Genomic DNA, 22,567 nt, shown 5'->3' on the forward strand with positions numbered 1-22,567 from the left:
CACGAATCCGAACCGGACGGGAACCAATCGATAGGCTGGAACGTAAAAACAGATTAAACAAATGCCAATTCGAAAAGGAAGATCCAATTGACGTTAAATCTGTTTTTGGTTGCGCTTCTCATCTTATTGACGGCCTTCTTCGTCGCGACGGAATTCGCCATCGTCAAGCTTCGGTCCAGCCGGGTCGATCAGTTGGTTCTGGAAGGGAAGAAGAACGCGCTGGCGGTGCGGAAAGTCACCTCGAACCTGGACGCTTACCTATCGGCCTGCCAGCTTGGCATTACGATAACGGCGCTTGGACTCGGTTGGCTCGGAGAGCCCACGATCGAGAAGCTGCTCTATCCGGCGTTCCAGTATTTCTCCATAAGCGAGAGCGTCAGCCACATGATCTCCTTCGTGATCGCCTTCGTTATCATGACGTATTTGCACGTGGTGCTCGGAGAGCTGGCGCCGAAGACCGCGGCTATACTCAAGGCCGAGCAGGTCGCTCTGTTCACCGCGCCGATTATCATTTACATTTACAGAATCATGTATCCTTTCATCTGGGCGTTGAACGGCTCTGCCCGCTCGTTCGTCCGGTTGTTCGGCATGAAGCCGGTCAAGGAACACGAAGAAGCCCATTCGGAAGACGAGATCCGGATCATCCTGTCCGAGAGCTATCATAGCGGGAAAATCAACAAGACCGAATTCGGCTACGTAAACCGCATTTTTACCTTCGACGAGCTGCTCGCCCGCGAGATTATGGTCCCCCGTACGGATATGGTCTGTCTGTACGCGGATAAATCGTTGGAAGAGAACCTGAGCATAATCAAAAAAGAGCAATACACGCGGTTCCCCGTCGCGAAGGGGGACAAAGACAATATTATCGGGGTCGTGAATACGAAGCAGTTCTTCCTCAGCTACGACAACAATCCCGGCTTCGACTACCAATCGCTCGTTCAACCGGTTATGGCCGTGCCGGAGGTGATGCCGGTCAAGACGCTGCTCCGCAAGATGCAGCAGGAGAACGTTCATCTGGCGCTGCTTCTGGACGAATACGGCGGAACCTCCGGCATGATCACGATCGAGGATATTCTGGAGGAGATCGTCGGCGAGATTCGCGACGAATTCGATAAGGACGAAGGCCGCGAGATCGAATCGATCGGCCTTAACCGATACCTGGTGGAAGGAACGGCCCTGATCGAGGAAGTGAACCAGGTCGTCGGCTCGAGCATCGAAGACGAGGACGTGGATTCCATCGGCGGATGGCTATACAACCGCCAACCCGAATTGCAAGTCGGAGGCGAGTGGCGCTATGACGGCCTCGTCTTCACGATCCGCGAGAAAGACAAGCACCGCATTCGTAAAATCGAGATCGTCAAGAAAGCTTAAAGGAATGACCTGCATGACGCTTAAACCTTCCGAACGCATACCGATCCCGCCCGGGTTCTGGGCGAGCTTGCGGGGGCTAGGAATCGCCGCCGGCGACGTCCTTCGCCAAGCGAGTCTCCCGATCGACCCGGCTTCCGGGTCGGATGCAGCGATTGAAGTTACCGTCGACCAATATTACGCGGTCTGGCAAGCGTATTCCGATCTCGTCGGCGACGCCGCCCAGGCCGTCATTCAGCTTGCGACCGTCTTCGAGACCGCGCAATATCCGCCGACCGTCTTGGCGTCCTATCATGCCCGCGACTTCCGCGACGCTCTTCGCCGAATGGCGCGGTACAAGCAGCTGTGTCCGCCGGAGAGCTTGCGCGTCGCGGAAGAGGGCGAGACCTGCGCGCTCGAACTGGAGTGGGGGAATGCCGAGCGGCCCGGTCCCCCGATCTTGGTCGGGACTACGCTGGCCGCTCTTCTGGAGTTCGGCCGCCGGGGAACAGGTCGCCCGTTGACGGCGAAGCTCGTCGAAGTGACGCACTCCGCGAACCTGGGCGACGTACGGGCGCTGGAAGCCTACTTCGGGTGCCGGGTCCGGACGGGAGCCGAAGCCAACCGGTTGACGCTGCTTCGACGCGACTTGGACCGCCCGTTCGTCTCGCACAACGCGGAGCTGCTCGAGATTCTGACTCCCGCGTTGGACCGAATGCTGGACGAGCGGCGGCGAAGCCGGTCGTTGCCCGAGACGGTCAAAGGGCTCTTGAAGCGCAAGCTTAGCGGAAGGAAGCCCGACGTTCAATCCGTCGCCGAAGAGATGGGGATGAGCGATCGGACCTTGCAGCGCCGGCTCGCGGAAGAAGGATCGAGCTTCAAGAGCCTATTGGCGTCGGCCCGTCACGAGAAGGCTCGGGAGTACTTGGCCGACCCTTCGGTCGATATCAAAGAAGTCGCCTATCGGGTCGGCTATGAAGACCTGAATTCGTTCTACCGCGCCTTCCGTCAATGGGAAGGAGATACCCCCGCGAACTGGCGCCTCGAACATGGCGGGACGAGCAATCCTTTTGGCGCCTGAAGCCAAATACGGAACCGTCCGAATCCGGTAACATAATGCCTATCCGAAGGACATAAAGGAGACATGCATCATGGATATGGGATTATCGAATCGGACGGCGCTCGTGACGGGATCGTCGAAGGGGATCGGCAAAGCGATCGCCCTTGAACTTGCCAGAGAAGGGGTTCATGTGCTCGTGAACGGCCGTCATGCCGACGAGGTTGAACATACGGTACGAGAAATCAAAACCGCGTTCCCGGAGACTTCTCCGCAAAACGCAGCCGCCGATATCGCGGATATCCGGGAACGAGAAGCGCTGCTCGATAAATTCCCTCATATCGATATTCTCATTAACAATATGGGGATCTATGAGATGATGAAATACGAGGACGCGGACGATGAAGTATGGGAAGCGTACTTCCGTACGAACGTTCTGGCGGCGAACGCCCTGGTCAGAGCTTTTTTGCCGGGAATGCTCGATCGGAATGAAGGCCGAATTCTTTTTATCGCGAGCGAAGAAGCCGTTATGCCCTCGGGTCACATGCCCCAGTATGCGATGACCAAAACCATGCTGTTATCGTTGTCCAGAAGCTTGTCCAAACTAACGGCAGGCACGGAAGTGACCGTCAATTCGATCTTGCCGGGGCCGACTCTCTCCGAGAAGGTGCATGGAATCGTCGACGGGATGTACCCGGACGAAGCTATGGCGTTCGAGGATAAAGAGAGGCGGTTCATGGCCGCGACGCTGCCTCAGTCGGAGCTCCGCAGATTTATCAGGCCGATGGAGATCGGCCGGTTGGCCGCGTTCGTAAGCAGTCCTTACGCGTCCGCGTTCAGAGGGTCTCCGATCCGCATGGACGGGGGACTCGTTCCGACTATTTATTGAAGGGCGCCGCATCGAATACGCGATCTCCGAATCTCCGAAATCCGCGCACAACGCGCGGATTTTTATTTAGTTCCGGCAATCTTTCTTTGACAATTGCCGCAGGCTCGCGGACAATAAATTCGAGACTCTTAGGATGCGGGACGGTATTCCATGCTCTATTATTTCTTCGCCTTGCTCGCCGCCGCGATCGTCCTGCTGGCGGTCAACGCGCGGAGCCCCGCCAACCGATGGGCGGCGTTCTTCCTCGGATTCGCCTCGATCGGGGGACTCTCCGATACGATGAAGCAAGCGGGGCTGACAACCGCTGCGCAGGCGGTCGAATTTCTGAATTTGACGGCGACTCCCTGCGGCGTGCTCGTATTCGCGATCGTGTATTCCGGCCTTCTTGATCGGCGGAGGAAGCTTGTCGCGCTGCTGCAATGGCTGCTATTCCTGCCGATTCCCGTCATGGCGGCCGTCGGGTTGACCGGGCCGGAGTTCCATCTGGATGACTGGCTTCTACTGGCCTGGTGCGGGCCTTATCTTCTACTGTCTTGTTTGCTTCTGCTGGCGTCCCTGTGGCGGGAGAAGAACGCTGCCCGAAGGCGAAGCCGATTCGTCACGACCGTTATCTTCGTGCCGACGCTGCTCGCGGTGCTCGTCTTGATCTACGCGGCCCAAGCCGTCGCGCCCGACTTCCCTTTTTTTAAATACGTGTCCGTGTTCATCTTCTACTCCCTGGCGGCGGGTTTGTTGTTCGCGTTCGTCTACGGGGTGCTCGGGGTGAAGCTGCGCATCGAGCGGGATCCGTTGGAGAGCGCCATGAAGACGGCTCGTTCGGGAACGAATCTATTGAATCACACGATCAAAAACGAAATCGGAAAAATCGCCATCAGCGCGGAAAATTTACGGAAGACGCTGGCGGAAGACGGCGGCGAAGAAGCGCTCCAGCATGTGAGGATGATCGAGCGCGCTTCCGATCATATGCACGCGATGGTAAGCCGAATCCATAGCCGGACGAAGGATATCGTCCTTCGCGAGACTCCCGTGCGGCTGGACGAGCTGGCCGCGAACGTCGTTCTGGAATATCGCGAGAGGCTGCAGGGCCGAACGATAAAGATCGGCTATCATGCCGGCTGCCGGCCGACCGTCATGGCCGATCCCGTCCATCTTCGGGAAGCGCTCGGCAATGTGCTCGCCAACGCGATCGAAGCGGCGCCCGAAGGCGAAGGTCGAATCGAAGTGCGATTGGAAGCTGGGAGGCGCGGCGTCCGGCTAACGGTCGCCGACAATGGGCCGGGCATCCCGCCGGATGAGGCGGCGCAGGCGTTCGAGCCGTTCTACAGCACGAAAAACCGAGAAGGCAACTTCGGGCTCGGCCTCTCGTACGTTTATCGAGTCATGCGGGAGCTCGGAGGGTCGGCGGAGCTGGCGAGCCGGGAAGGAGCGGGGACGACGGCGGCGCTCGTATTCCCGCGCAAGAAGGTGATCCGGCTGGACAGGGGGGAGAACGATGGAGGCGGAACCGATCCGGGTGTTGATCGTGGAGGATGATCCGGACTGGATCAAAGCGATGACGTCCTATCTGAATAGCGAACCCGACATCCTCGTCGTCGGAGCCGCGACCGCGGCGGACGAAGCGCTTCGGCTGGCGGGCACGCTCGCGTTCGACGTCGCGCTCATGGATATTCAACTGACCGGGGGCGGCCGCGAAGGCATCTATGCCGCGCTCGAGCTTCACGAGAGGCATCCCGCCAAAATCATCATGCTGACGTCGGTGACCGACGAACGGGTTATGACGCAGGCCTTCACGGCCGGGGCGGTCAATTATATCGAGAAGGCTCGGTTCAAGGATCTGCCCCATGCCATTCGCACCGCCCATCGGCATCCTGCCGCGATGGACGCGCTGCTAAGAGAGTTCGCCAGGCTGAAGAGAGAGGAACAGCTTAAAGCGCTGACCCCCGCGGAACGCGAGGTGTACGAGCTGATCGAGGAAGGGTACACCCAATCCGAGATCGAGAGGAAGCTGTACAAGGCGGAGAGCACGCTCAAGAACCAGGTCAACAAGATCTTGAAGAAGCTCGGCGCGAAGAGCAGCAAGGAAGCCGTGGAGCTGGTGAGGCGCAAGGGCTTGTTCCGCAAGCGGGACAATCGATAACCTCAGGAAGAGGACGAAGGGGTACTACGCGGCGTAGTACCTCTATTCGTCGCGGACCTATGAAAGTTGGAACTGATGCTAGCCGGGAGGACCGGCTACAATGGGGGTGTGAAAGGGGGAAGCGCCATGGGAAAACGGCGGCTTGAATTGAGGCTTGAATCGAGGCTTGAACCGATCGTTCTGCTCATGGACGGCTCCTGCCTCTTATGCCGCCGAATCACGCGATTCGTGGCGGCGCGGGACAGCCGGGGCGTCTTCCGGTTCGCCTCCATCCAGTCGCCGGCCGGAACCCGGCTGCTTGAGCGGGGAGGGCTGCCGACGCGGGAACCGGATACGTTCGTCATGATCGAGAACGGCCGGTATTATACCAAATCCGAAGCGGCGCTCCGGGTGTTCCGAAGACTGGGCGGGCCGTGGCCGCTGCTGTTCGCCGGCATCGCGATCCCGGCCGCGCTGCGCGATTGGGCATACGATTATTTGGCAAGGCGCAGGTATCGCTGGTTCGGACGAAGCGAGTCCTGCTTGATGCCGACGGAAGGGTTGAAGGACCAATTGCTGAAGGACGGGGAGGCCGACGGATGAGAGCGAAGCCGATCTACGTGGAGCTGGAGATCGCAACGGATATGGAGAGTTTATGGAAGCATACGCAGGAGCCGGAGTTGCACCGCCAATGGGACCTGCGGTTCAGCGATATCGACTATCTTCCGAGGGAGCGGCCGGAACACCCGCAGCGGTTCCTGTACCGGACGAGAATCGGCTTCGGGCTCGACATCGCGGGAACCGGGGAGACTCGGTCCCGGATCTCTTCGGGTTCGGGGGAGCGGCTGTCCGCGCTTGTCTTCGGTTCCGATCAGGCGATATCGCTCATTCGCCGAGGAGGCGGCTATTGGCGCTACCGGCCGAACGGGAACGGCGTGACGTTCAGCACGAAGTTCGATTACGAGGTGCGCTTCGGCCGCATCGGCCGCCTGTTCGACCGGCTGCTGTTCCGCCCGCTGTTCGGGTTCGCCACGGCATGGAGCTTCGACGCGCTGCGGATCTGGCTGGAGCGGGGCATCGCGCCGGCCGTCAGCATTCAGCGCGCAGTCGTTCATTATATTAGCGCGTGGGCGCTCGTTCTGTTATGGCTGTACGAGGGACTGGTGCCGAAGCTGCTGTTCCCCGAAGCCGGAGAGCTTCAGCTGTTCCGCGCCGCCGGCCTGATGCCGGGAGCCGAAGACGCGGCGTTGCCCGCGTTGGGGGCGGCCGAGATCGCGCTTGGCATCGCGGCCGTCGTCGGGCACCGCCGAAGGGGAATCTATCGGCTGCAGGGCGCGTCGCTCGCAGCGCTTGCCGCCGCGGCGATTGTCGGCTCCCCGAAGCTTCTGGCCGCGCCGTTCAATCCGCTCACGCTGAGCTTGCCGATGTTGGCGATGTGTCTGGTCGCAGCCATAACGGCGACCGATGTTCCGCGCGCGGGCCGCTGCTTGAGAAGGATGCCGGCGGGCCGATCGGGGAGAGGGGGCGACAGCCGTGGCATCCATATACGAACGGGCGCTGGGGGCTGACTTCCGCAAGCTTCACCCCCGCATTCAAGAACGGTTCGGCTTCGGCAGCGACGATCGCATCGCTTCCGTCGGCTGCGGGGTCATGGAACGGATCCGCTTCTCCAGGCTGGTCTCGATTCCGCTCTATGTCGGAGCCAAGCGTCACATCATGTTCCCGCAGGGCGGCGAGAACATTCCCTTCACGGTCGAGAACTACGCGTACGTCGACCGATTCGGAAGAGAGACGGTCACCTGGGTCCGCAAGTTCAAGTTCCCGAACGCCATTCGGCGGTTCGACGCTACCATGATCTACAGCAAGCGGCGCGAGAGGATCGTCGATTACTTGGGCAACAAGCAGCATCTGGCGGTCGACCTGCAGGTATCGGCGGCACCGAACGGCGGCATCCGGATTCGCTCGGGAGAGCAGCGGTTTTACGAGGGGCTGCTGCAATTCCGATGTCCCATGAAGCTGTCCGGAATCGCCGACGTCGTCGAATGGTTCGACGACGAAGCGGATCGCTACCGGATTACGGTCGAGGTGAACAATCCGATTGTGGGGACCGTTTTTCAATATAAGGGGTCCTTTCAGGCGCGGCTTGTCGAGACGCCTCCCGGGTTTATCCCGATGGACGTCCTGCCGCTTCGGGAGGAGAAGCGCGAGTAGGGGCGGATTTATCGGCCCGTGATCGAGGTCACAGGCATGCCGCGGAGCCTCCGTTATAATGAGTCCACACGATACAAGCAAGGGGTGGAGCCTCATATGACGGATCAAGCGAACCATCGGCGCAAGCTGGCTCTGATCGGCAACGGCATGGCCGGGATCAACGCGTTGGAGCAATTGCTCAAATTAACGAATTCCTTCGACATCGCCGTCTACGGCGAGGAGCCGTACCCGAATTATAACCGGATTCAGTTGTCCTACGTACTGGAAGGCAGCAAGACGATCGACGAGATCGTCCTGAACGACCGGAAGTGGTACGAAGACAACGGCATCGAGCTTCATACGGGAACCAAGGTCGTCCGGATCGATACGGAAGCGAAACGGCTCTATACGAGCGACGGAGACAGCGCCGCGTACGACGTGCTGATCATCGCCACCGGTTCGAGGCCGTTCGTTCTTCCGGTGCCGGGAGCGCACCTTGCGGGCGTCGTCGGCTTCCGCGATATCGCGGACTGCAGCGCCATGATCGAAGCGTCGAAGCGGGCGAGGCAGGCCGCCGTCATCGGCGGCGGGCTGCTCGGACTGGAGGCGGCGAAGGGTCTCGTTCAGCTCGGGATGGAGACCACGGTCGTGCATCTGATGGACACGCTGATGGAGCGTCAGCTCGACCGCGCCGCCGCCGGTATGCTGAAGGCGGAGCTGGAGCGGCAAGGGATCCGGTTCCGGATGGAGACGAAGACGACGGAGCTGTTCGGAGACGGAGAGGTCGCCGGCTTGCGATTCGAAGACGGAACCGAGCTCGCGGCGCAATTGGTCGTGATGGCCGCCGGCATCGTGCCGAACGCCGAATGGGCCAGAGCGAGCGGAATCGAAGTCGGACGGGGCATCGTCGTAGACGATTACATGCGCACGAGCGCGCCGGACGTGTACGCGGTCGGAGAATGCTGCGAGCATCGGGGCGTCTGCTACGGCCTGGTCGCCCCCTTGTTCGAACAAGGGGCCGTCCTGGCCAAGCATTTGGCCGGAGCGCCGACGGAGCCGTACGCGGGATCGTCGGTATCGACCAAGCTCAAGATCTCCGGCGTGGACGTGTTCTCGGCGGGCGAATACGAGGAGACCGCCGATCATCGGGTGCTTCGCCGGCAGGACGAATGGCGAGGCGTATACAAGAAGGTGCTGCTGCGCGGCAACCGGATCGTCGGCGCCGTCCTGTACGGGGACGCGACGGATGCGCCGCAGTTGACCAAGCTCATTCGCGAAGGGGCGGAGATGACCGAAGAGCGGTACGGTCAGCTGTTCGGCGAAGGCGAAGGCTGCCGCGGAGGAACGGACAAGGGAATCGCCGCCGTTCAAGGCATGGCCGACGACGAGATCGTCTGCGGCTGCAACGGCGTAACGAAGGGAGCCATCATACGGGTCATCCGGGAGGACGGCCTGACGACGGTGGACGCGATCAAGGCGCGCACCGGCGCGACGAGATCTTGCGGCGGCTGCAAGCCGGTCGTGGAGCAGCTGCTGCAGCTCGTTCTCGGCGACGGCTTCCGGGAGCAGGACGCGCCGAAGCAAGGGATATGCGGCTGCACGAGCCACGACCGGGAAGAGATCGTCGCCGCGATCCGGGAGAAGCGCCTGACGAGCGTTCGCGAAGTAATGGCGGTCATGGACTGGCGGAATCCCGAAGGCTGCTCGAAATGCCGGCCCGCGGTCAACTACTATCTCGGCCTGATATGGCCGGCCGAGCATGAGGACGAGCGCGATTCGCGGTTCGTCAACGAACGCCTCCACGCCAATATCCAGAAGGACGGCACGTTCAGCGTCATTCCCCGCATGTACGGCGGGGTGACTTCGCCGGAACAGCTCCGTACGATCGCCGACGTCGCCGACAAATACAGCGTGAAGATGGTGAAGGTGACCGGCGGCCAGCGTATCGACCTGCTCGGCGTGGAGAAGAAGGACCTTCCGGCGATCTGGGAAGAGCTCGGCCTGCCCTCGGGTTACGGCTACGCCAAGGCGCTGCGCACGGTGAAGACGTGCGTCGGCTCTCGCTTCTGCCGCTTCGGCACCCAGGATTCGATCGAGATGGGAATCCGGCTCGAGAAGAAGTTCGAGAGGCTGTGGATGCCCGCGAAGTTCAAGATGGCGGTGAACGGCTGCCCCCGCAACTGCGCCGAGTCGGGAACGAAGGACCGCGGGCGGCATCTCTTCGAAGATGGCCGCGGCGCGGACGGAAGCGATCAAGCAAGGCGTCCTGTTCGTCACGACGACAAGAACGGGCTCCGGCACGATGTATGAGGGCGGCGAAGGCATCATCGCCGGCGACAGCCTTAATCCGCAGCACGCCCGCATCATGTTGCTGCTATCGCTCGCCTTCTCCGACGATCAAGCCGTCATTCAATCCTGGTTCGCCAAATACGCCGCGCAGAACGTCGCCGTCCAATGATCGAGGAGACAGGAGGCAAGAGCCCATGACATCGATAGCCACCAACAAGTTCAGCAAGAAAGTTCTTCTCTCGGCGTTAAGCGCCGCTCTGCTCGCCGTGCCTCTATCCGGCGTAGCCGTCGCGTCGGCAGCCGGAGCCCAGCCGTTCCCGATCCCGGACGTCGCGGCGATCGACAAAACCGCGAAGCCCAACGTCCTCGTCATCGCGACGGGAGGAACGATCTCCGGGCACGTGAACGACGGAGATCCTACCAACTTCCAGTCCTACAAGGCCGGTTCTTTTCTGATGAAAGACATGCTGTCCCAACTGCCGGGCAAAGAGAAGATCGCGGACGTCGCGGACTACCAATTCGGCAACAAGGGCTCCGGCGGCTACGCGATCGCGGATCTGTACGATCTGTCGCTGGCCGTCGACCAGGCGCTGAAGACGTACGACGGCGTCGTTGTAACCACGGGGACGGACACGATGGAGGAGATCGGCTACTTCCTCGACCTGACGGTGCGAAGCGAGAAGCCGGTCGTGATCACCGGCTCCATGCGCCCGTGGGACTCCGTCGGCACGGACGCGCCGGCCAATCTGTACAACGCGATCAAGCTGTCCGCCAGCGGCAAAACGAAGTGGTACGGAACGGTGCTCATGCTGAACGACGAAATTCAGGCGGCCCGCGACGTCACCAAGTCGAACGCCCACCGGCTCGATACGTTCCATTCGCCGCTGCTCGGCGATCTCGGATACATCGACCAGGATAACATTTCGATCTACCGCTTGAACGGTCGCGCCCTGAAGGCGAATACGGCAGAGTGGGCCACGCCGTTCGATCTGACCAAGATTCAGAAGGAGGACTTGCCGCTCGTCGAGATCGCGTATTCCTACCAAGAGGCGGGAGGAGGCGGGATCGAAGGCCTGGTCTCGGAAGGCGCCAAGGGAATCGTCACCGCGGGAACGGGCGCCGGCGGCATCTCTTCGAAGATGGCCGCGGCGCGGGCGGAAGCGATCAAGCAAGGCGTCGTATTCGTTACGACGACCCGAACCGGGTCCGGCACGATGTACGGAGGCGGCGAAGGCATTATCGCGGGAGACAGCCTTAATCCGCAGCACGCGCGCATCATGCTGCTTCTCTCGCTCGCCTTCTCCGACGATTTCGAGACGATCCAGGATTGGTTCGCGGAGTATGCCAGACAAGACGTCGACCAGGCGGATATCGGGAATGCGGACGCTTCCGAAGGCGTTCCGGGCGAAGGGGGCGTTCACCCGGCCGCGCTTAGCGACATTGGCGGGCACTGGGCGCAGGCTTCGATCGAGAAAGCCGTGGCTGCCGGCATCGCCGCCGGGTACGCCGACGGCACGTTTAAGCCGAATCAAAATTTGACCCGGGCGGAGTTCACGGTTATGCTCGTCAATACGCTGAAGGCGCCAAGCGCGGGCGGGGAGCTGACGTTTACCGACAGCGCGCGAATCGGCAAGTGGGCTGCCGCTCAAGTGTCTCAAGCCGTGAAGGCCGGAATCGTGGCCGGTTATGCGGACGGAACGTTCCGGCCGGACGCGCCGATCACTCGCGCGGAGCTCGCCGTCATGATCGCGAAGGCGAAGAAGTACGAGCTGTCGGCCGACGCTTCGTCCGGAGCCGGGTTCTCCGACGACGCGGACATTCCGAAGTGGGCCGCGGCCGGCATTAAAGCGGCGAAGGAGCACGGGCTTCTAGCGGGACGCAGCGACGGCCGGTTCGATTCGAACGCCCCGGCTAGCCGCTCCGAAGCGGTCGCGATTCTTGTGAAGCTGTTGCAAGACTAAAGAGCAGAAGAGGGCCATGATCTTGCGATCATGGCCCTTGCTCGTTCCCGGTACGCCGCGCGAGGATTAAGCGGCTCCGATGACGATATCGTCGATGAACGCCGTATTGTCGCCGGTCGTCGTCGTCGCCGCGAACTTGATCGTATGGCTTCCGGCCGTCGCCGCGGAGCTGTTGGTCGTATACGTCGCGAAGGTGCCGGAAGCCGGCGTGAAGGTTCCGATCGCCGCGTTGTCGAACAGGACGTTGAACGATTGGACTCCCCCGAAGCTTGCGCGCTGCGCCGCCTTGAAGCTCAATTTATACGTGCCCGCGGCAAGCGTCAGACTCTGGCTGAACTCTCCGGATACGCCGCCGTCCGTCTTCAAGTAGGCCGTCTGCAATCCTTCAGGGGCATAGTCGGAAGCGCAGAAGACGCTGCCGTTGCGCTGGATGCCCGCCCTGGAATTAAACGTCCATCCGGCGGTCGTCAGGCCGACGATCGTATTGGTTTTTTAGAAAGGGATGATAATTTTACAGATCGTGCCCGCGAACGAACGAGCCGAAAATCCATTCTTGACTTCGCGTTCAAGAACGATTATGATGCCCATATGAGCAGACCAAGAGAATTCGACGTGGACCGTGCGCTGTGCCAGGCTATGGAAGTCTTCTGGGCGAAGGGCTTCAAATCGACTTCCTACGAGGATTTGACGCGCACGACGAAGGTGAAGAAGCAGAGCTTGTACGGCGTATTCAAGGATAAGCGCGACTTGTTCTTGAAGGCGTTGGCCTTGTATCGCGAACAAAGCGTAGAGTTGCTGAACGAATTGGCCTCCCGGGAGGCGCACCCGATCCGGAAGCTCGAGGCCATTTGCGAAGCCGCGCTTTTTCCGAACGAAGAAGCCATGCGCCGAGGCTGTCTAATGGTCAATTCCGTTCTGGAATTCGGAGCCGAAGACCCGGAAGTGAACCGCGAAGCCGATCTGATGTCCGGGCACGTCCATCGGCTCCTCGAGGAGGTCATCCGCAGCGGCCAGGATCAGAGGCTCATTACGAACCGCCTGACCAGTCAAGAGCTGGCCTCGTTCCTGAACAACGCGATTAGCGGCGCGAAGATCATGGAGAAGTCGGGGGCTTCGAAGGAGCATATCGATGCGGTAATGCGCACGACCATTGCGTTGATGGCTCCGGAGAAGACTTGATGCCGGGAGAGCGACGGCCGGATTGCCGGCCTTTCGCTTCCTTGGGTTGGGGGACGATGAGAGACGAGCCCGAGCAAGGCGTCTTCTCGAGGCAGACGGGTCCAAGACAGAATCGAATAGAGCATTTTCGTTAGGGAGATAATCATCCGTCGTTTTTTTCTTGGGATGACCATTTGACTAACGGAACTTGTCCCGGAATCGTTGGATTCGGATGCCAATATCGACGTTACTATCGGAATCCATCCCACGGGTTCATCGGTACGAGCTCTAACGGATTCGGGAGTCGCTATTTAGCGCCAAAAGCCCATTTTGAAAATTTAACGGACCCAGGCGTTCTTATTTCGGCCAATCGAGGGGAAATGCGGGCATCCGGAACGAAATAACGTCTGTACGATCCGTTAGAATTCAAATTCGCCCATTTCCAACGAATTACCTTCTCCAGGGTCCGTTAGCGCACGTTAGCCCCTACCGCCCGCCTTCGGAAACCGGAATAGACAGAATCCCGTTGGATCCCGCCAATCTGTATGTGAAATTGGACATTCGTCGTATTTTTTTGCCCCTTACTTGACCACGCGTTCAAGAAAGGTGGATAGAAAGGGGTGATGCTTAGAGATAGAGAATCGAACAGGTTTTTTTTGCCGAGTAATTGACCATTCAGTCAAGTAAATTCAATTCTGAAAACCAATATTATCTATGAACTACTATGGAGGTCCTTCTATGACGAACTCGAAATCCGTGCAAGCTTTATTCCAGCCCCTGACGATCGGCAAGCTGACGCTGTCCAATCGCATCGTAATGGCGCCGATGACCCGGCAATTCGCTCCGGACGGCGTGCCGGGGCCGGATGTAGCCGCTTATTACCGGCGAAGGGCGGAGAACGGCGTCGGATTGATCATAACGGAAGGCGCGGCGATCGATCATCCGGACGCGTGCAATCAAGAGAATGTTCCTCGCCTGTACGGAGAAGCGGCGCTAGCAGGCTGGGCTAACGTGGTTGCGGAGGTGCATGAGGCGGGGGGACGAATCATCCCGCAGATTTGGCACGCGGGAGCGAGAGGGCACGTCGGCGATTATACGGAAGCGGAGATCGCGTCGATCGTCCAAGCGTTTGCGCAGGCCGCGTCCGAGGCCAAGCGAATCGGCTTCGACGGGATTGAATTGCATGGCGCACACGGCTTCTTGATCGATCAGTTCCTGTGGGAGAAAACGAATCCGCGCTCGGATCGCTACGGAGGCGATATGGAGGCGCGCACCCGCTTCGCCGCGGAAGTCATCGAAGCGTCCCGCCGCGCCGTCGGACCGGAGTTCCCTATCGTGCTGCGCTTCTCGCAATGGAAGATGGGCGACTTCGCGGCCCGATTAGCGCCAACGCCGGAATTGTTGGAACGACTCTTGGCCCCGCTGGCCGATGCGGGAGTGGACTTGTTCCACTTATCGACCCGCCGGTTCTGGGAGCCCGAATTCGAAGGCTCCGAGCTGAATTTGGCCGGATGGGCCAAGAAGCTGACGGGCAAACCGACGATCGCGGTCGGTTCGGTCGGATTGGACGGCGAAGTAATGAATCTCTTCCTGGAAGGGAAGGGAGCCGGCATTACGAAGCTCGACGGGCTGATCGACAGGCTGGAGCGCCAAGAATTCGATCTGGTGGCGGTAGGCAGGGCGTTATTGGCCGATCCCGCTTGGGCGAGCAAGATACGCGACGGCCGGTTCGACGAATTGATTCCTTTTCGACCCGAGGCCGTCCAAACGCTCTATTAAATTCCTCATGCCGGCGTTCCTGGTCTGCGATCAGGCTTACATTAACCTGATACGAAAGGGGTATCGAGAATATTCGCTTGACCTTGACACCGATGTCAGGGTTTAGAATAGAAGCAGGGTTGCCTAACCGTTAGGTTTCTATTCGACAAGGAGTTGAAGGCTCATGGAGATTACCCCGCAAGAGCAAGCCATGCTTCAGGCTCTGCGCGAGACGAACTTGCCGCCGTTATTCGTGCTCATTCGCTTGAGGAACGAGATTTCGAACGATACCGCGAATATCTCGGAGAGCCAAAGGGAGGCTATCGTCGACAGATTGGAACAATCCATCCGCCCCTTGTGGGACGACTATCACGGACGAACGGCCCCTTCGCCAACCTAAACTTTCGCTAAAGGCCTGAAAATCTTGGAATCTACTTGCACGCTCATGCGTATCTATTAGGGAACTAATAGAATGCCCAAGGAGGTTCCAATGAGGACACGATTCGCAATTCCGGCGGCGACGCTTGCCTTGACGCTGCTCGCGCCGACGGCGGCAACCGCAACGGGAACGGCTGCGGCTACGGCTACGACTCCGAACGGAAGTTCGGCCGCCTATGACGCGACGCGGAAGGCCGCGGCGGAGAAGGCCGACCTGCTCACCAAATCCTACGGCACGACCAGCGTGCAGTACGCCCTTATCGACGATGGCGACATCGTCGTCTCCGGCCAATCCGGCTTGAACGACGAGAAGGGGCAGAAGCCGCTCACGGCGGACACGCTGTACGGCATCGGCTCGACGAGCAAGATGTTTACGACGGTGGCCGTCATGCAGCTGGTCGACCAAGGGAAGATCGACCTGGACACGCCGGTCGTGCAGTACATTCCCGAATTCACGATGAAGGACGAGCGCTACAAGAAGATTACGCCGCGCATGCTGCTCAACCATTCGTCGGGACTGAACGGCTCGTCGCTGACGAACGCCTTCCTATTCGAAGACAAGGACACGTTCGCCCACGACACGCTTCTGAAGCAGCTGGCGAACCAGACTTTGAAGGCCGATCCGGGCGCCTATTCGGTCTATTGCAACGACGGCTTCACGTTGGCCGAGATTCTGGTAGAGAGAGTCAGCGGCATGGACTTCACCTCTTACATCCATCGGTTCATAACGGAGCCGCTTGGAATGTCCGATACGAAGACGCCGCTGGATTCGCCGAACGCGGCGAAGATGGCGGGACTCTACTATCCCTCCTACCAAGGCCAACTGCCGAACGAGACGGTCAACGTGATCGGGACGGGCGGCATTTATTCCACGGCGGAGGACTTGGTCCGCTTCTCGCGGATATTCACGGGGCAAGCCGAAGAGGTCCTGTCCGACAACTCGGTCGAAGCCATGGAGCAGGACGAGTATAAGACGCCTCTATGGCCGGACGAAGCGGACAACTCGATCGAGTACGGTCTCGGTTGGGACAGCGTCGATCTGTACCCGTTCGGCGAATACGGGATTCAGGCGCTGACCAAGGGCGGGGATACGATTCTGTATCACGCCTCGCTCGTCGTGCTGCCCGATCAGGACATGGCGGCCGCGGTCGTCTCCTCCGGAGGGTCCAGCGCGACCGATCAGCTTTTGGCGAACGAGATGCTGCTTCAGGCTCTGAAGGAGAAGGGGAAGATCGCCGAGTTCAAGCCCGAGAAGTCGTACGGCAAGCCGGTGAAGGCGGATATGCCGGAATCCGTCCTGCAGTACGCGGGAATCTATGGGGCGAGCAATCAGACGATGAAAGTCGAGATTAGCCCGAGCGGCGAGCTCTCCTTGTCTACGGAACAAGCTCCCGATTATCCGGCCGAGAAATACGAGTATTCGGCGGACGGCAACTTCCGCAGCGCGGACGGGAACACGATGATCCGCTTCGTGACGGAGGAGAACGGCCGTACCTACCTGTGGACTCGCCAGTACGCTTCGTTGCCGGGGCTGGGGCAGACGGCTCTCTCCCTGTACTCCGCCGAGAAGCTTCAGCCCCGCGAGCTGTCCGCGGAGACGGCCGCGGCTTGGGCGAAGCGCGAAGGCAAGAAGTACTACCTGCTGAACGAGAAGCATACGTCCCTCGCGTATCTGCTGATGCCGACGCTGCAATTGAATCTGTCGAAGCAGTTGCCGGGTTACGTGCTCGATAAGCCGATCACGGGTCCGAATACGGCCTCCTCCGAATTGCAAATTCCGGGCTTATACGGCCGGGATCTCTCGGGGTATACGTTCTATGCCGAGGACGGGGTCGAATACCTGGACGCATCGGGAAGCCTATTCGTAGCGGAAGACGCCGTGAAGCCGATTTACGTCGCGAAGAAGTCGGCCGCCACGATCCCGTCGAGCGGTTACGCCAAGTGGTACACGGTCAGCGACAAAGACGCCGGCAAGACGGTGAAGGTGAATGCGCCGGCGAACGGCTCCTTCGCCGTATACGACGAGAAGGGGACGTGCGTATACTTCAGCGTCATCGGCGGCGACTCCAAAGTCGCGCTGCCTGCGAAAGGAACCGTCGTATTCGCCGGAGAAGCCGGTTCGAGGTTCGAGATCTCGCTGCAGGAACGTTCCGCATAACCGATTGAAGGCTGGAAGGCTCCGGGCGACCGGGTCTTTTCCAGCCTTCATTCTTTTAGAAGAAGGAGCCTTCGAGAGAACGGGATCGGATAGGGAGCATTCGATTCGGTACCGGGTTCATCGGAGTTCCGGAATGGATGTGCTTCGAAAAAAAAAGATTGGCAGTGCGGTATCTTCGATCGCTACTGACAGACAGGTGTCAACAGCATTGTCGTATGCTGGAACCAACTTCATCGAAGGGGTTGGATTCGGCTATGAATACGATAGCAGCATCGCGCAAGCCGCGTTATTGGATCGGCGTCGTCTCGGCGTCGCACGTGCAACGGGGAGTTCGGGGCGGCTTCGCCCAGCTGTGCCATGGCAAAGCCGCGCCGCTGCGCAGAATGCGGCCGGGCGATTGGCTCATTTACTATTCCCCGCGCACCGACATGGGAAGCGGGGAGCCGCTGCAGGCGTTCACCGCCATCGGACGGGTAGCGGACGACCGGGTGTACGAATACGCGATGTCTTCGACGTTCGTCCCCTATCGTCGGAACATCGACTACGCTGCCTGCCGGAGTGCGAGGATCGCGGACCTGCTCGATCGGCTTCGCTTCACCCGCGGCGTGAAGAATTGGGGCTACTCGTTTCGCACGGGTCATTTCGAGATCGACCGCGAAGACTTCCTGACGATCGCGGAAGCGATGCAAGCTGACGTTTCCCAATACGGAAGTCGTTGATGAATCCCATACGGCCCCTTGACCGCGATTTACGCGGTTTTTTTATAACCGGGAGAATGCCTGCCTCATATATTGGGTTTATGCCCGGCGATCGAACGGGTTAATCTGAGGAACAAGGGGAACGCATCGTGAAGAAAACCGGTCGAAAGCTAACGTACGATTATATTGTCGTCGGAACGGGGCCAGCCGGGGCCGTCATCGCCAAGACGCTGTCCGACTCCAAGTCGGCTTCCGTATTGGTGTTGGAAGCCGGGGAGAATGAAGATCAAGACCGTCCGATTACGGATTCCACGTTCGCCCCCGAGCTCGAAGAGAGGTTCTTCCCGCAATACTTCTGGCAAGGAGAAGGCGTTCCCCAGAAGGGAGTCGACGATCGATCGTTCGAGTGGACGACGGGCCGGCTCTCCGGAGGCGGCTCTTCGATCAACGGGGAGCAGTATGTGAGGCCCACTTCAGCCGTATTCGAGGAGTGGGAAGCCCTTCTCGGCCCCCTCTGGTCGCCGGAACAAGCCATTCGAGGATTCAAGTGGTTGGAGAAATACAACGGCGCGACCGACGATCCTTCCGTGCACGGCTACAAAGGCCGGGTCGATATCCGGCAGGCTCCCGCGAATCCGACCTCGATGGCTCATAAACTCGTCGCGGCGATCGAGTCCGCTACCGGATTCGGGGAGATTCTGGATTACAACGATCCGGCGACGCCGCTCGGCCCGTTTACCAGGTGGCAATTGTACCAGCAGCCGGACGGACGAAGGGAGAGCTCGTCGACGGCGTTCCTGTCCGCCGACATCGCGGGTCCCGACGGGCGCGGGTTGAACGGAAGGAAGCTGCGCGTGTTCTACAAGTCGACCGCGCTTCGCGTTCTGTTCGAGAACAAGCGCGCGATCGGCGTCGAATTTCTGAGAGAAGGGAAATGCTTGCGCGCATTCGCGCGGAAGAAAGTCATTCTGTCCGCGGGAATTAACAGCGCCCAGCTGCTGATGCTCTCCGGAATCGGTCCGTCCAGAGAACTGCGGACCGCCGGCATCCCCGTTATTTTCCATAATCCGAACGTAGGCAAGAGATTGCGGAATCATACGCTGAACTTCGCCGTGTTCTCGACGAATCCCGACGATTCCCCGTTGCCTCGGCAGGATCCGAGCGCGCTGTACACGGGCGGAGCCTTCTTGCCCGACCCGTCGCCCGGCGCGAATCCGAACAGAAGGGGAGTCCAGCTGGTCGGGATCGGCGGTGAGGATCATACGCTGACGATTGCGATCTTATATTTGCGCCCCAAGAGCAGGGGAAGCATTCGCCTTCAAAGCGACGATCCGCTTCAGATCGTGCTGGCGGACGAAGGGTTCCTGGACAATCCCGAGGACCTCGAGGCGGTGAAGCGAATATACCGGGTCTATATCAAGAATATCGCTTCGGAGTTGGCGGCCATCGATCCGTCTTACACGTTGATCTCGCCGTCGCCGGACGTCATCGATAACGATAGCGAATTGGAGAGCTTTATCAAGGACAACTTCGACCATAATCATCACCAGCAGGGCTCTCTTCGCATGGCGCCTCTGCGAAGGGGCGGCGTCGTCGATTCGAGAGGACGGGTGCACGGCGTCAGAGACTTGATCGTCGCCGACGATTCCATTATTCCGTTCACCGTCGACGGCAACACTTCCGCGCCGGCCTTCCTGATCGGATGGACGATCGCGCAGCAATTGCGGACACGCGGGAGAAGATTAAGGCGCGCGTCGGGTCCGGCCGGCTTCGAGGAGTAACTTGGAATAAAAAATCGGCAAAGTCAAAAAGCTATGATCAACCATCAGGAGGTGCAGCTTCGATGATCAAGCTTGAGACCTTGCGCGATAACCATCCCCAAGAAGCCATGACCCAGAAATTAACCTCGGCCGAGATAGGGAAATTATGGGCGACTTATATGGGGAACAGCATGGCTACCCGCGTCTTGGCTTATTTCATTCGCAACGTAGACGACAGCGAGATCAAGGCTGCCCTGGAAGAGGGCCTTCGATTAGCCGAACGATTCGTGCGAACCGTCACCGACATGTTCAACCGCGAAGGCCATCCGCTTCCGCTCGGCTTCACCGATCAAGACGTGAATCTCGGAGCGCCCCGGCTGTACGACGACGAGTTTTATCTTCACTACTTGAAATATACCAGCAAAGCGGGGATCAGCATCTACGGAATCGCCGTTCCGTTGGTGACGCGCCCCGATGTTCGCGAATTTTTTACCGATTGCCTCGTATCGACGATCAATTTGGTTAACATCGTTAATAATTTGTTGGATGCGAAAGGATTTCTGATTAAGCCGCCCGTCATCCCGACGCCTCAAAAAATCGAATTCATCAAAAAGCAGTCGTTCCTGAACGGATTCTTCGGGGACGTCCGGCCGCTGCAGGCCCTGGAGATCACCCATCTATACGACAACGTCGAAAACAACGCGATCAGCAGCGCCGTACTGACCGGCTTCTGCCAATCCGCCTCAACCGAACAGGTCCGCAACTACTTCCTTAGGGGGAAGGGGATTGCCTCCAAGCACATCGAGATCTTAAACAAGCTGCTGCAGAAGGAAGACCTGCCCACGCATCCGCGCCTGGATCACCTGGTCACGGATTCCAACTTCTCCCCGTTCTCCGATAAAATCATGTTATTCCACAAAGTGGACATGTTCGCGGTGCGCATCCGAACGTACGGCAACGCGTTGGCGTCCAGCACCCGGCACGACTTGGCGATGACGTTCGCGCGGTTTATCGCGGAGGTCGGGAATTACGTCGAAGACGGCGGGAACATCTTGATCGATATGGGCTGGCTGGAGCAACCCCCGCTGGCGGCGGATCGCGATGCCTTGGCTTCCAAGTAACCCTTCCGAAGGTATCCCATGGACAAACCTTCCCGCGTCGCCGATGCCTTGTTGTGGAGCATTGCTCTCCCCGGATTCGGCCAATTCCGCAACGGCAAATACCTCAAGGGGATCGTGCTTATCCTCTTGGAATTCGTCATCAACGTTCAATCTCATTTGAACCAGATCCTGATCTCCAGCTTCCACGGCGACATCCGGCTCACGATCGCCCAGACGGATTATCAGTGGCTCATGTTCTATCCCTGCGTCTATATGTTCGGGATCTGGGACGCTTATAAGGACGCAGGAGGCGGCGCGAAGCCTTATGCCGTATTTCCGTTCGCGTTCGGGGCCTTCTTCGCGACGATCGGGGTTATTTATTCGCGGGACTTTCTCGGGGCGATGTGGATGGGGCTGGCCGGTTTGGCCGTCGGGATCGCGGTCGGACTCGGGCTTCAGCGCTCGTTCCGAGCTCGCGCGGCAGCCAGACAGGATACGGATTGAACGAGCAGCCGCGATTCGGACGCGCGCTGCTTTTTTATTCGCTTTTTTTAAGAACGGATGCCTTCTTAGAATGTCGGGCCCATATAACGATAAGCAGTATCGCCGGCAACGCGATCTGGAAGAGGGGATCCCAATACGTCACGACTTTCCCCAGCCATATATGGTGGACGTAATTGGGGGAAGAGAACGATAAGGCGTAAACGGCGCCCCCGATCAAGGGAACGCACTTCTTGTAACCGATCCCCGTAACCTTGTGCAGGCCCGTCGTCGCCCCGATCAAGAAGGCGGCCATCTTGATTCCCAGTCCGAGGAAGAGCACGAGGACGAAAAAGATATCCATTCGCTCGAAAACGTTGGCGAACTCGATTAACTGAACGCTCTCCAGCAGCGGAACCATGCTATTCTTGGCGATCCCCGTACCGAGAACCAGAATGTTCACTTGGTTGAGGAAGATCAACACGACGGCGATCACGGCATAGGAGACGTAGACGGCGCTGCGAAGCCGGCTGAACGAGGCCTTCGCAAGCGGGAAGAAGACGAGGAAGAGCACCGATTGTCCGAACGGGAAGGAGACGATGCGGGGGACGGCGGCCTGCCAGATCGGACCCCATCCATTCTCGAGCACGGGCAGCATGTTCTGGAACCGGATGAGATTCATGCTGACGAACATGATGTTCAGGAACAGATAACTGACCGCCATCATCGGAAGCAGCACCAAGCAGGTATAAAACAGCACTTTGGCTCCATAGCGCGCGGTGTTCGCGACGACGAGAACGGTTATGGTCAACAGGACGAATAGCGGAGTCCGGTTCAGCAGGATAAGCATCGTGAGCTCGGCCAGATCGCGCAGGTTTCGGGACGCCTCGTAGGCGAAATAGGCGGCGAACGAGAACCCGAACGCGTTCCCGAGCCAACGCCCCAGATAGAATCTGCATAAGGCGAATAGATCGCGGTGGGGGTCCGCGCGATAGATGGCCATATACAGCATAAGCAAGACAAAGCCGATCGCGGCGGCCAAGGACATCGCGATCCAGGCATCCTGATTGGCTTCCGCTCCGATGAGGAACAGCGTCGTGCTGCCGACTTCGAACAGGGCAAACGCGATCGCGAGCGAGGACACGGTAACGGTCTGGCGCTCCATCAT

Annotated in this window: 20 protein-coding genes; 18 read left to right on the forward strand and 2 right to left on the reverse strand. The window is 59.3% G+C overall.

Features of this window, described 5'->3' with window-relative positions; translation table 11 throughout:
* Nucleotides 1-87: 87 nt before the first annotated feature.
* The 11 genes from H7B90_RS15470 to H7B90_RS33425 all read left to right on the forward strand — a co-directional run bounded on the left by H7B90_RS15470 (nucleotide 88) and on the right by H7B90_RS33425 (nucleotide 11,849).
* Nucleotides 88-1,371: a hemolysin family protein gene (locus H7B90_RS15470; RefSeq protein ID WP_185136790.1), complete on the forward strand. Its 1,284-nt coding sequence runs from the start codon at nucleotides 88-90 to the stop codon at nucleotides 1,369-1,371.
* A 13-nt stretch (nucleotides 1,372-1,384) separates the two neighbouring features.
* A complete protein-coding gene (locus H7B90_RS15475) occupies nucleotides 1,385-2,428 on the forward strand; it encodes an AraC family transcriptional regulator (RefSeq protein WP_185136791.1) in 1,044 nt (347 codons plus the stop codon).
* A 70-nt stretch (nucleotides 2,429-2,498) separates the two neighbouring features.
* Nucleotides 2,499-3,293 (forward strand): SDR family NAD(P)-dependent oxidoreductase, encoded by a 795-nt coding sequence (locus tag H7B90_RS15480; RefSeq protein WP_185136792.1) that lies wholly within the window; start codon nucleotides 2,499-2,501, stop codon nucleotides 3,291-3,293.
* A gap of 150 nt (nucleotides 3,294-3,443) precedes the next feature.
* Nucleotides 3,444-4,826, forward strand: coding sequence for a sensor histidine kinase (locus H7B90_RS15485; protein ID WP_185136793.1), 1,383 nt, complete (start codon nucleotides 3,444-3,446; stop codon nucleotides 4,824-4,826).
* A complete protein-coding gene (locus H7B90_RS15490; protein WP_185136794.1) occupies nucleotides 4,786-5,430 on the forward strand; it encodes a response regulator transcription factor in 645 nt (214 codons plus the stop codon). The genes H7B90_RS15485 and H7B90_RS15490 overlap by 41 nt, the downstream gene beginning before the upstream one ends.
* 126 nt (nucleotides 5,431-5,556) lie before the next feature.
* The gene (locus H7B90_RS15495; protein WP_185136795.1) at nucleotides 5,557-6,012 is read left to right on the forward strand and encodes a thiol-disulfide oxidoreductase DCC family protein; all 456 of its coding nucleotides are present in this window, start codon (nucleotides 5,557-5,559) and stop codon (nucleotides 6,010-6,012) included.
* Nucleotides 6,009-6,977: a DoxX-like family protein gene (locus H7B90_RS15500; RefSeq protein WP_185136796.1), complete on the forward strand. Its 969-nt coding sequence runs from the start codon at nucleotides 6,009-6,011 to the stop codon at nucleotides 6,975-6,977. Before H7B90_RS15495 ends, H7B90_RS15500 begins: the two co-directional genes overlap by 4 nt.
* Nucleotides 6,943-7,620, forward strand: a complete 678-nt coding sequence (locus tag H7B90_RS15505; protein ID WP_185136797.1) for a DUF4166 domain-containing protein — start codon at nucleotides 6,943-6,945, stop codon at nucleotides 7,618-7,620. Before H7B90_RS15500 ends, H7B90_RS15505 begins: the two co-directional genes overlap by 35 nt.
* Before the next feature lie 96 nt (nucleotides 7,621-7,716).
* Nucleotides 7,717-9,909, forward strand: coding sequence for a nitrite reductase large subunit NirB (nirB, locus tag H7B90_RS15510; RefSeq protein WP_185136798.1), 2,193 nt, complete (start codon nucleotides 7,717-7,719; stop codon nucleotides 9,907-9,909).
* Complete coding sequence (locus tag H7B90_RS32980; protein ID WP_376701735.1) at nucleotides 9,827-10,057, forward strand: hypothetical protein; 231 nt, start codon at nucleotides 9,827-9,829, stop codon at nucleotides 10,055-10,057. Before nirB ends, H7B90_RS32980 begins: the two co-directional genes overlap by 83 nt.
* 25 nt (nucleotides 10,058-10,082) lie before the next feature.
* A complete protein-coding gene (locus H7B90_RS33425; protein WP_185136800.1) occupies nucleotides 10,083-11,849 on the forward strand; it encodes an asparaginase domain-containing protein in 1,767 nt (588 codons plus the stop codon).
* Between the two features lie 66 nt (nucleotides 11,850-11,915).
* Here H7B90_RS33425 and H7B90_RS15525 read toward each other — a convergent pair whose 3' ends face one another.
* Nucleotides 11,916-12,230: a carbohydrate-binding protein gene (locus tag H7B90_RS15525; RefSeq protein WP_185136801.1), complete on the reverse strand. Its 315-nt coding sequence runs from the start codon at nucleotides 12,228-12,230 to the stop codon at nucleotides 11,916-11,918.
* A 207-nt stretch (nucleotides 12,231-12,437) separates the two neighbouring features.
* Between H7B90_RS15525 and H7B90_RS15530 the strand changes: the two genes are divergently transcribed.
* The 7 genes from H7B90_RS15530 to H7B90_RS15560 all read left to right on the forward strand — a co-directional run bounded on the left by H7B90_RS15530 (nucleotide 12,438) and on the right by H7B90_RS15560 (nucleotide 21,423).
* A complete protein-coding gene (locus H7B90_RS15530; RefSeq protein ID WP_185136802.1) occupies nucleotides 12,438-13,028 on the forward strand; it encodes a TetR/AcrR family transcriptional regulator in 591 nt (196 codons plus the stop codon).
* Between the two features lie 717 nt (nucleotides 13,029-13,745).
* Nucleotides 13,746-14,786: an NADH:flavin oxidoreductase gene (locus H7B90_RS15535; protein ID WP_185136803.1), complete on the forward strand. Its 1,041-nt coding sequence runs from the start codon at nucleotides 13,746-13,748 to the stop codon at nucleotides 14,784-14,786.
* Between the two features lie 469 nt (nucleotides 14,787-15,255).
* The gene (locus H7B90_RS15540; RefSeq protein ID WP_185136804.1) at nucleotides 15,256-17,361 is read left to right on the forward strand and encodes a serine hydrolase domain-containing protein; all 2,106 of its coding nucleotides are present in this window, start codon (nucleotides 15,256-15,258) and stop codon (nucleotides 17,359-17,361) included.
* A 254-nt stretch (nucleotides 17,362-17,615) separates the two neighbouring features.
* Nucleotides 17,616-18,080 (forward strand): EVE domain-containing protein, encoded by a 465-nt coding sequence (locus tag H7B90_RS15545; protein ID WP_185136805.1) that lies wholly within the window; start codon nucleotides 17,616-17,618, stop codon nucleotides 18,078-18,080.
* 125 nt (nucleotides 18,081-18,205) lie between these two features.
* Nucleotides 18,206-19,840, forward strand: a complete 1,635-nt coding sequence (locus tag H7B90_RS15550; protein ID WP_185136819.1) for a GMC family oxidoreductase — start codon at nucleotides 18,206-18,208, stop codon at nucleotides 19,838-19,840.
* A gap of 62 nt (nucleotides 19,841-19,902) precedes the next feature.
* On the forward strand, nucleotides 19,903-20,940 hold the full coding sequence (locus H7B90_RS15555) for a DUF3231 family protein (protein WP_185136806.1): 1,038 nt from the start codon (nucleotides 19,903-19,905) through the stop codon (nucleotides 20,938-20,940).
* An 18-nt stretch (nucleotides 20,941-20,958) separates the two neighbouring features.
* Entirely contained in the window at nucleotides 20,959-21,423 is a 465-nt protein-coding gene (locus H7B90_RS15560; protein ID WP_185136807.1) for a hypothetical protein, read from the forward strand.
* Between the two features lie 34 nt (nucleotides 21,424-21,457).
* Here the strand turns inward: H7B90_RS15560 and H7B90_RS15565 are convergent, their stop codons facing one another.
* Nucleotides 21,458-22,567, reverse strand: coding sequence for a GerAB/ArcD/ProY family transporter (locus tag H7B90_RS15565; protein ID WP_260411057.1), 1,110 nt, complete (start codon nucleotides 22,565-22,567; stop codon nucleotides 21,458-21,460).

This window comes from Cohnella xylanilytica (assembly GCF_014212175.1).
GTDB classification, from domain to species: Bacteria; Bacillota; Bacilli; order Paenibacillales; family Paenibacillaceae; genus Cohnella; species Cohnella xylanilytica.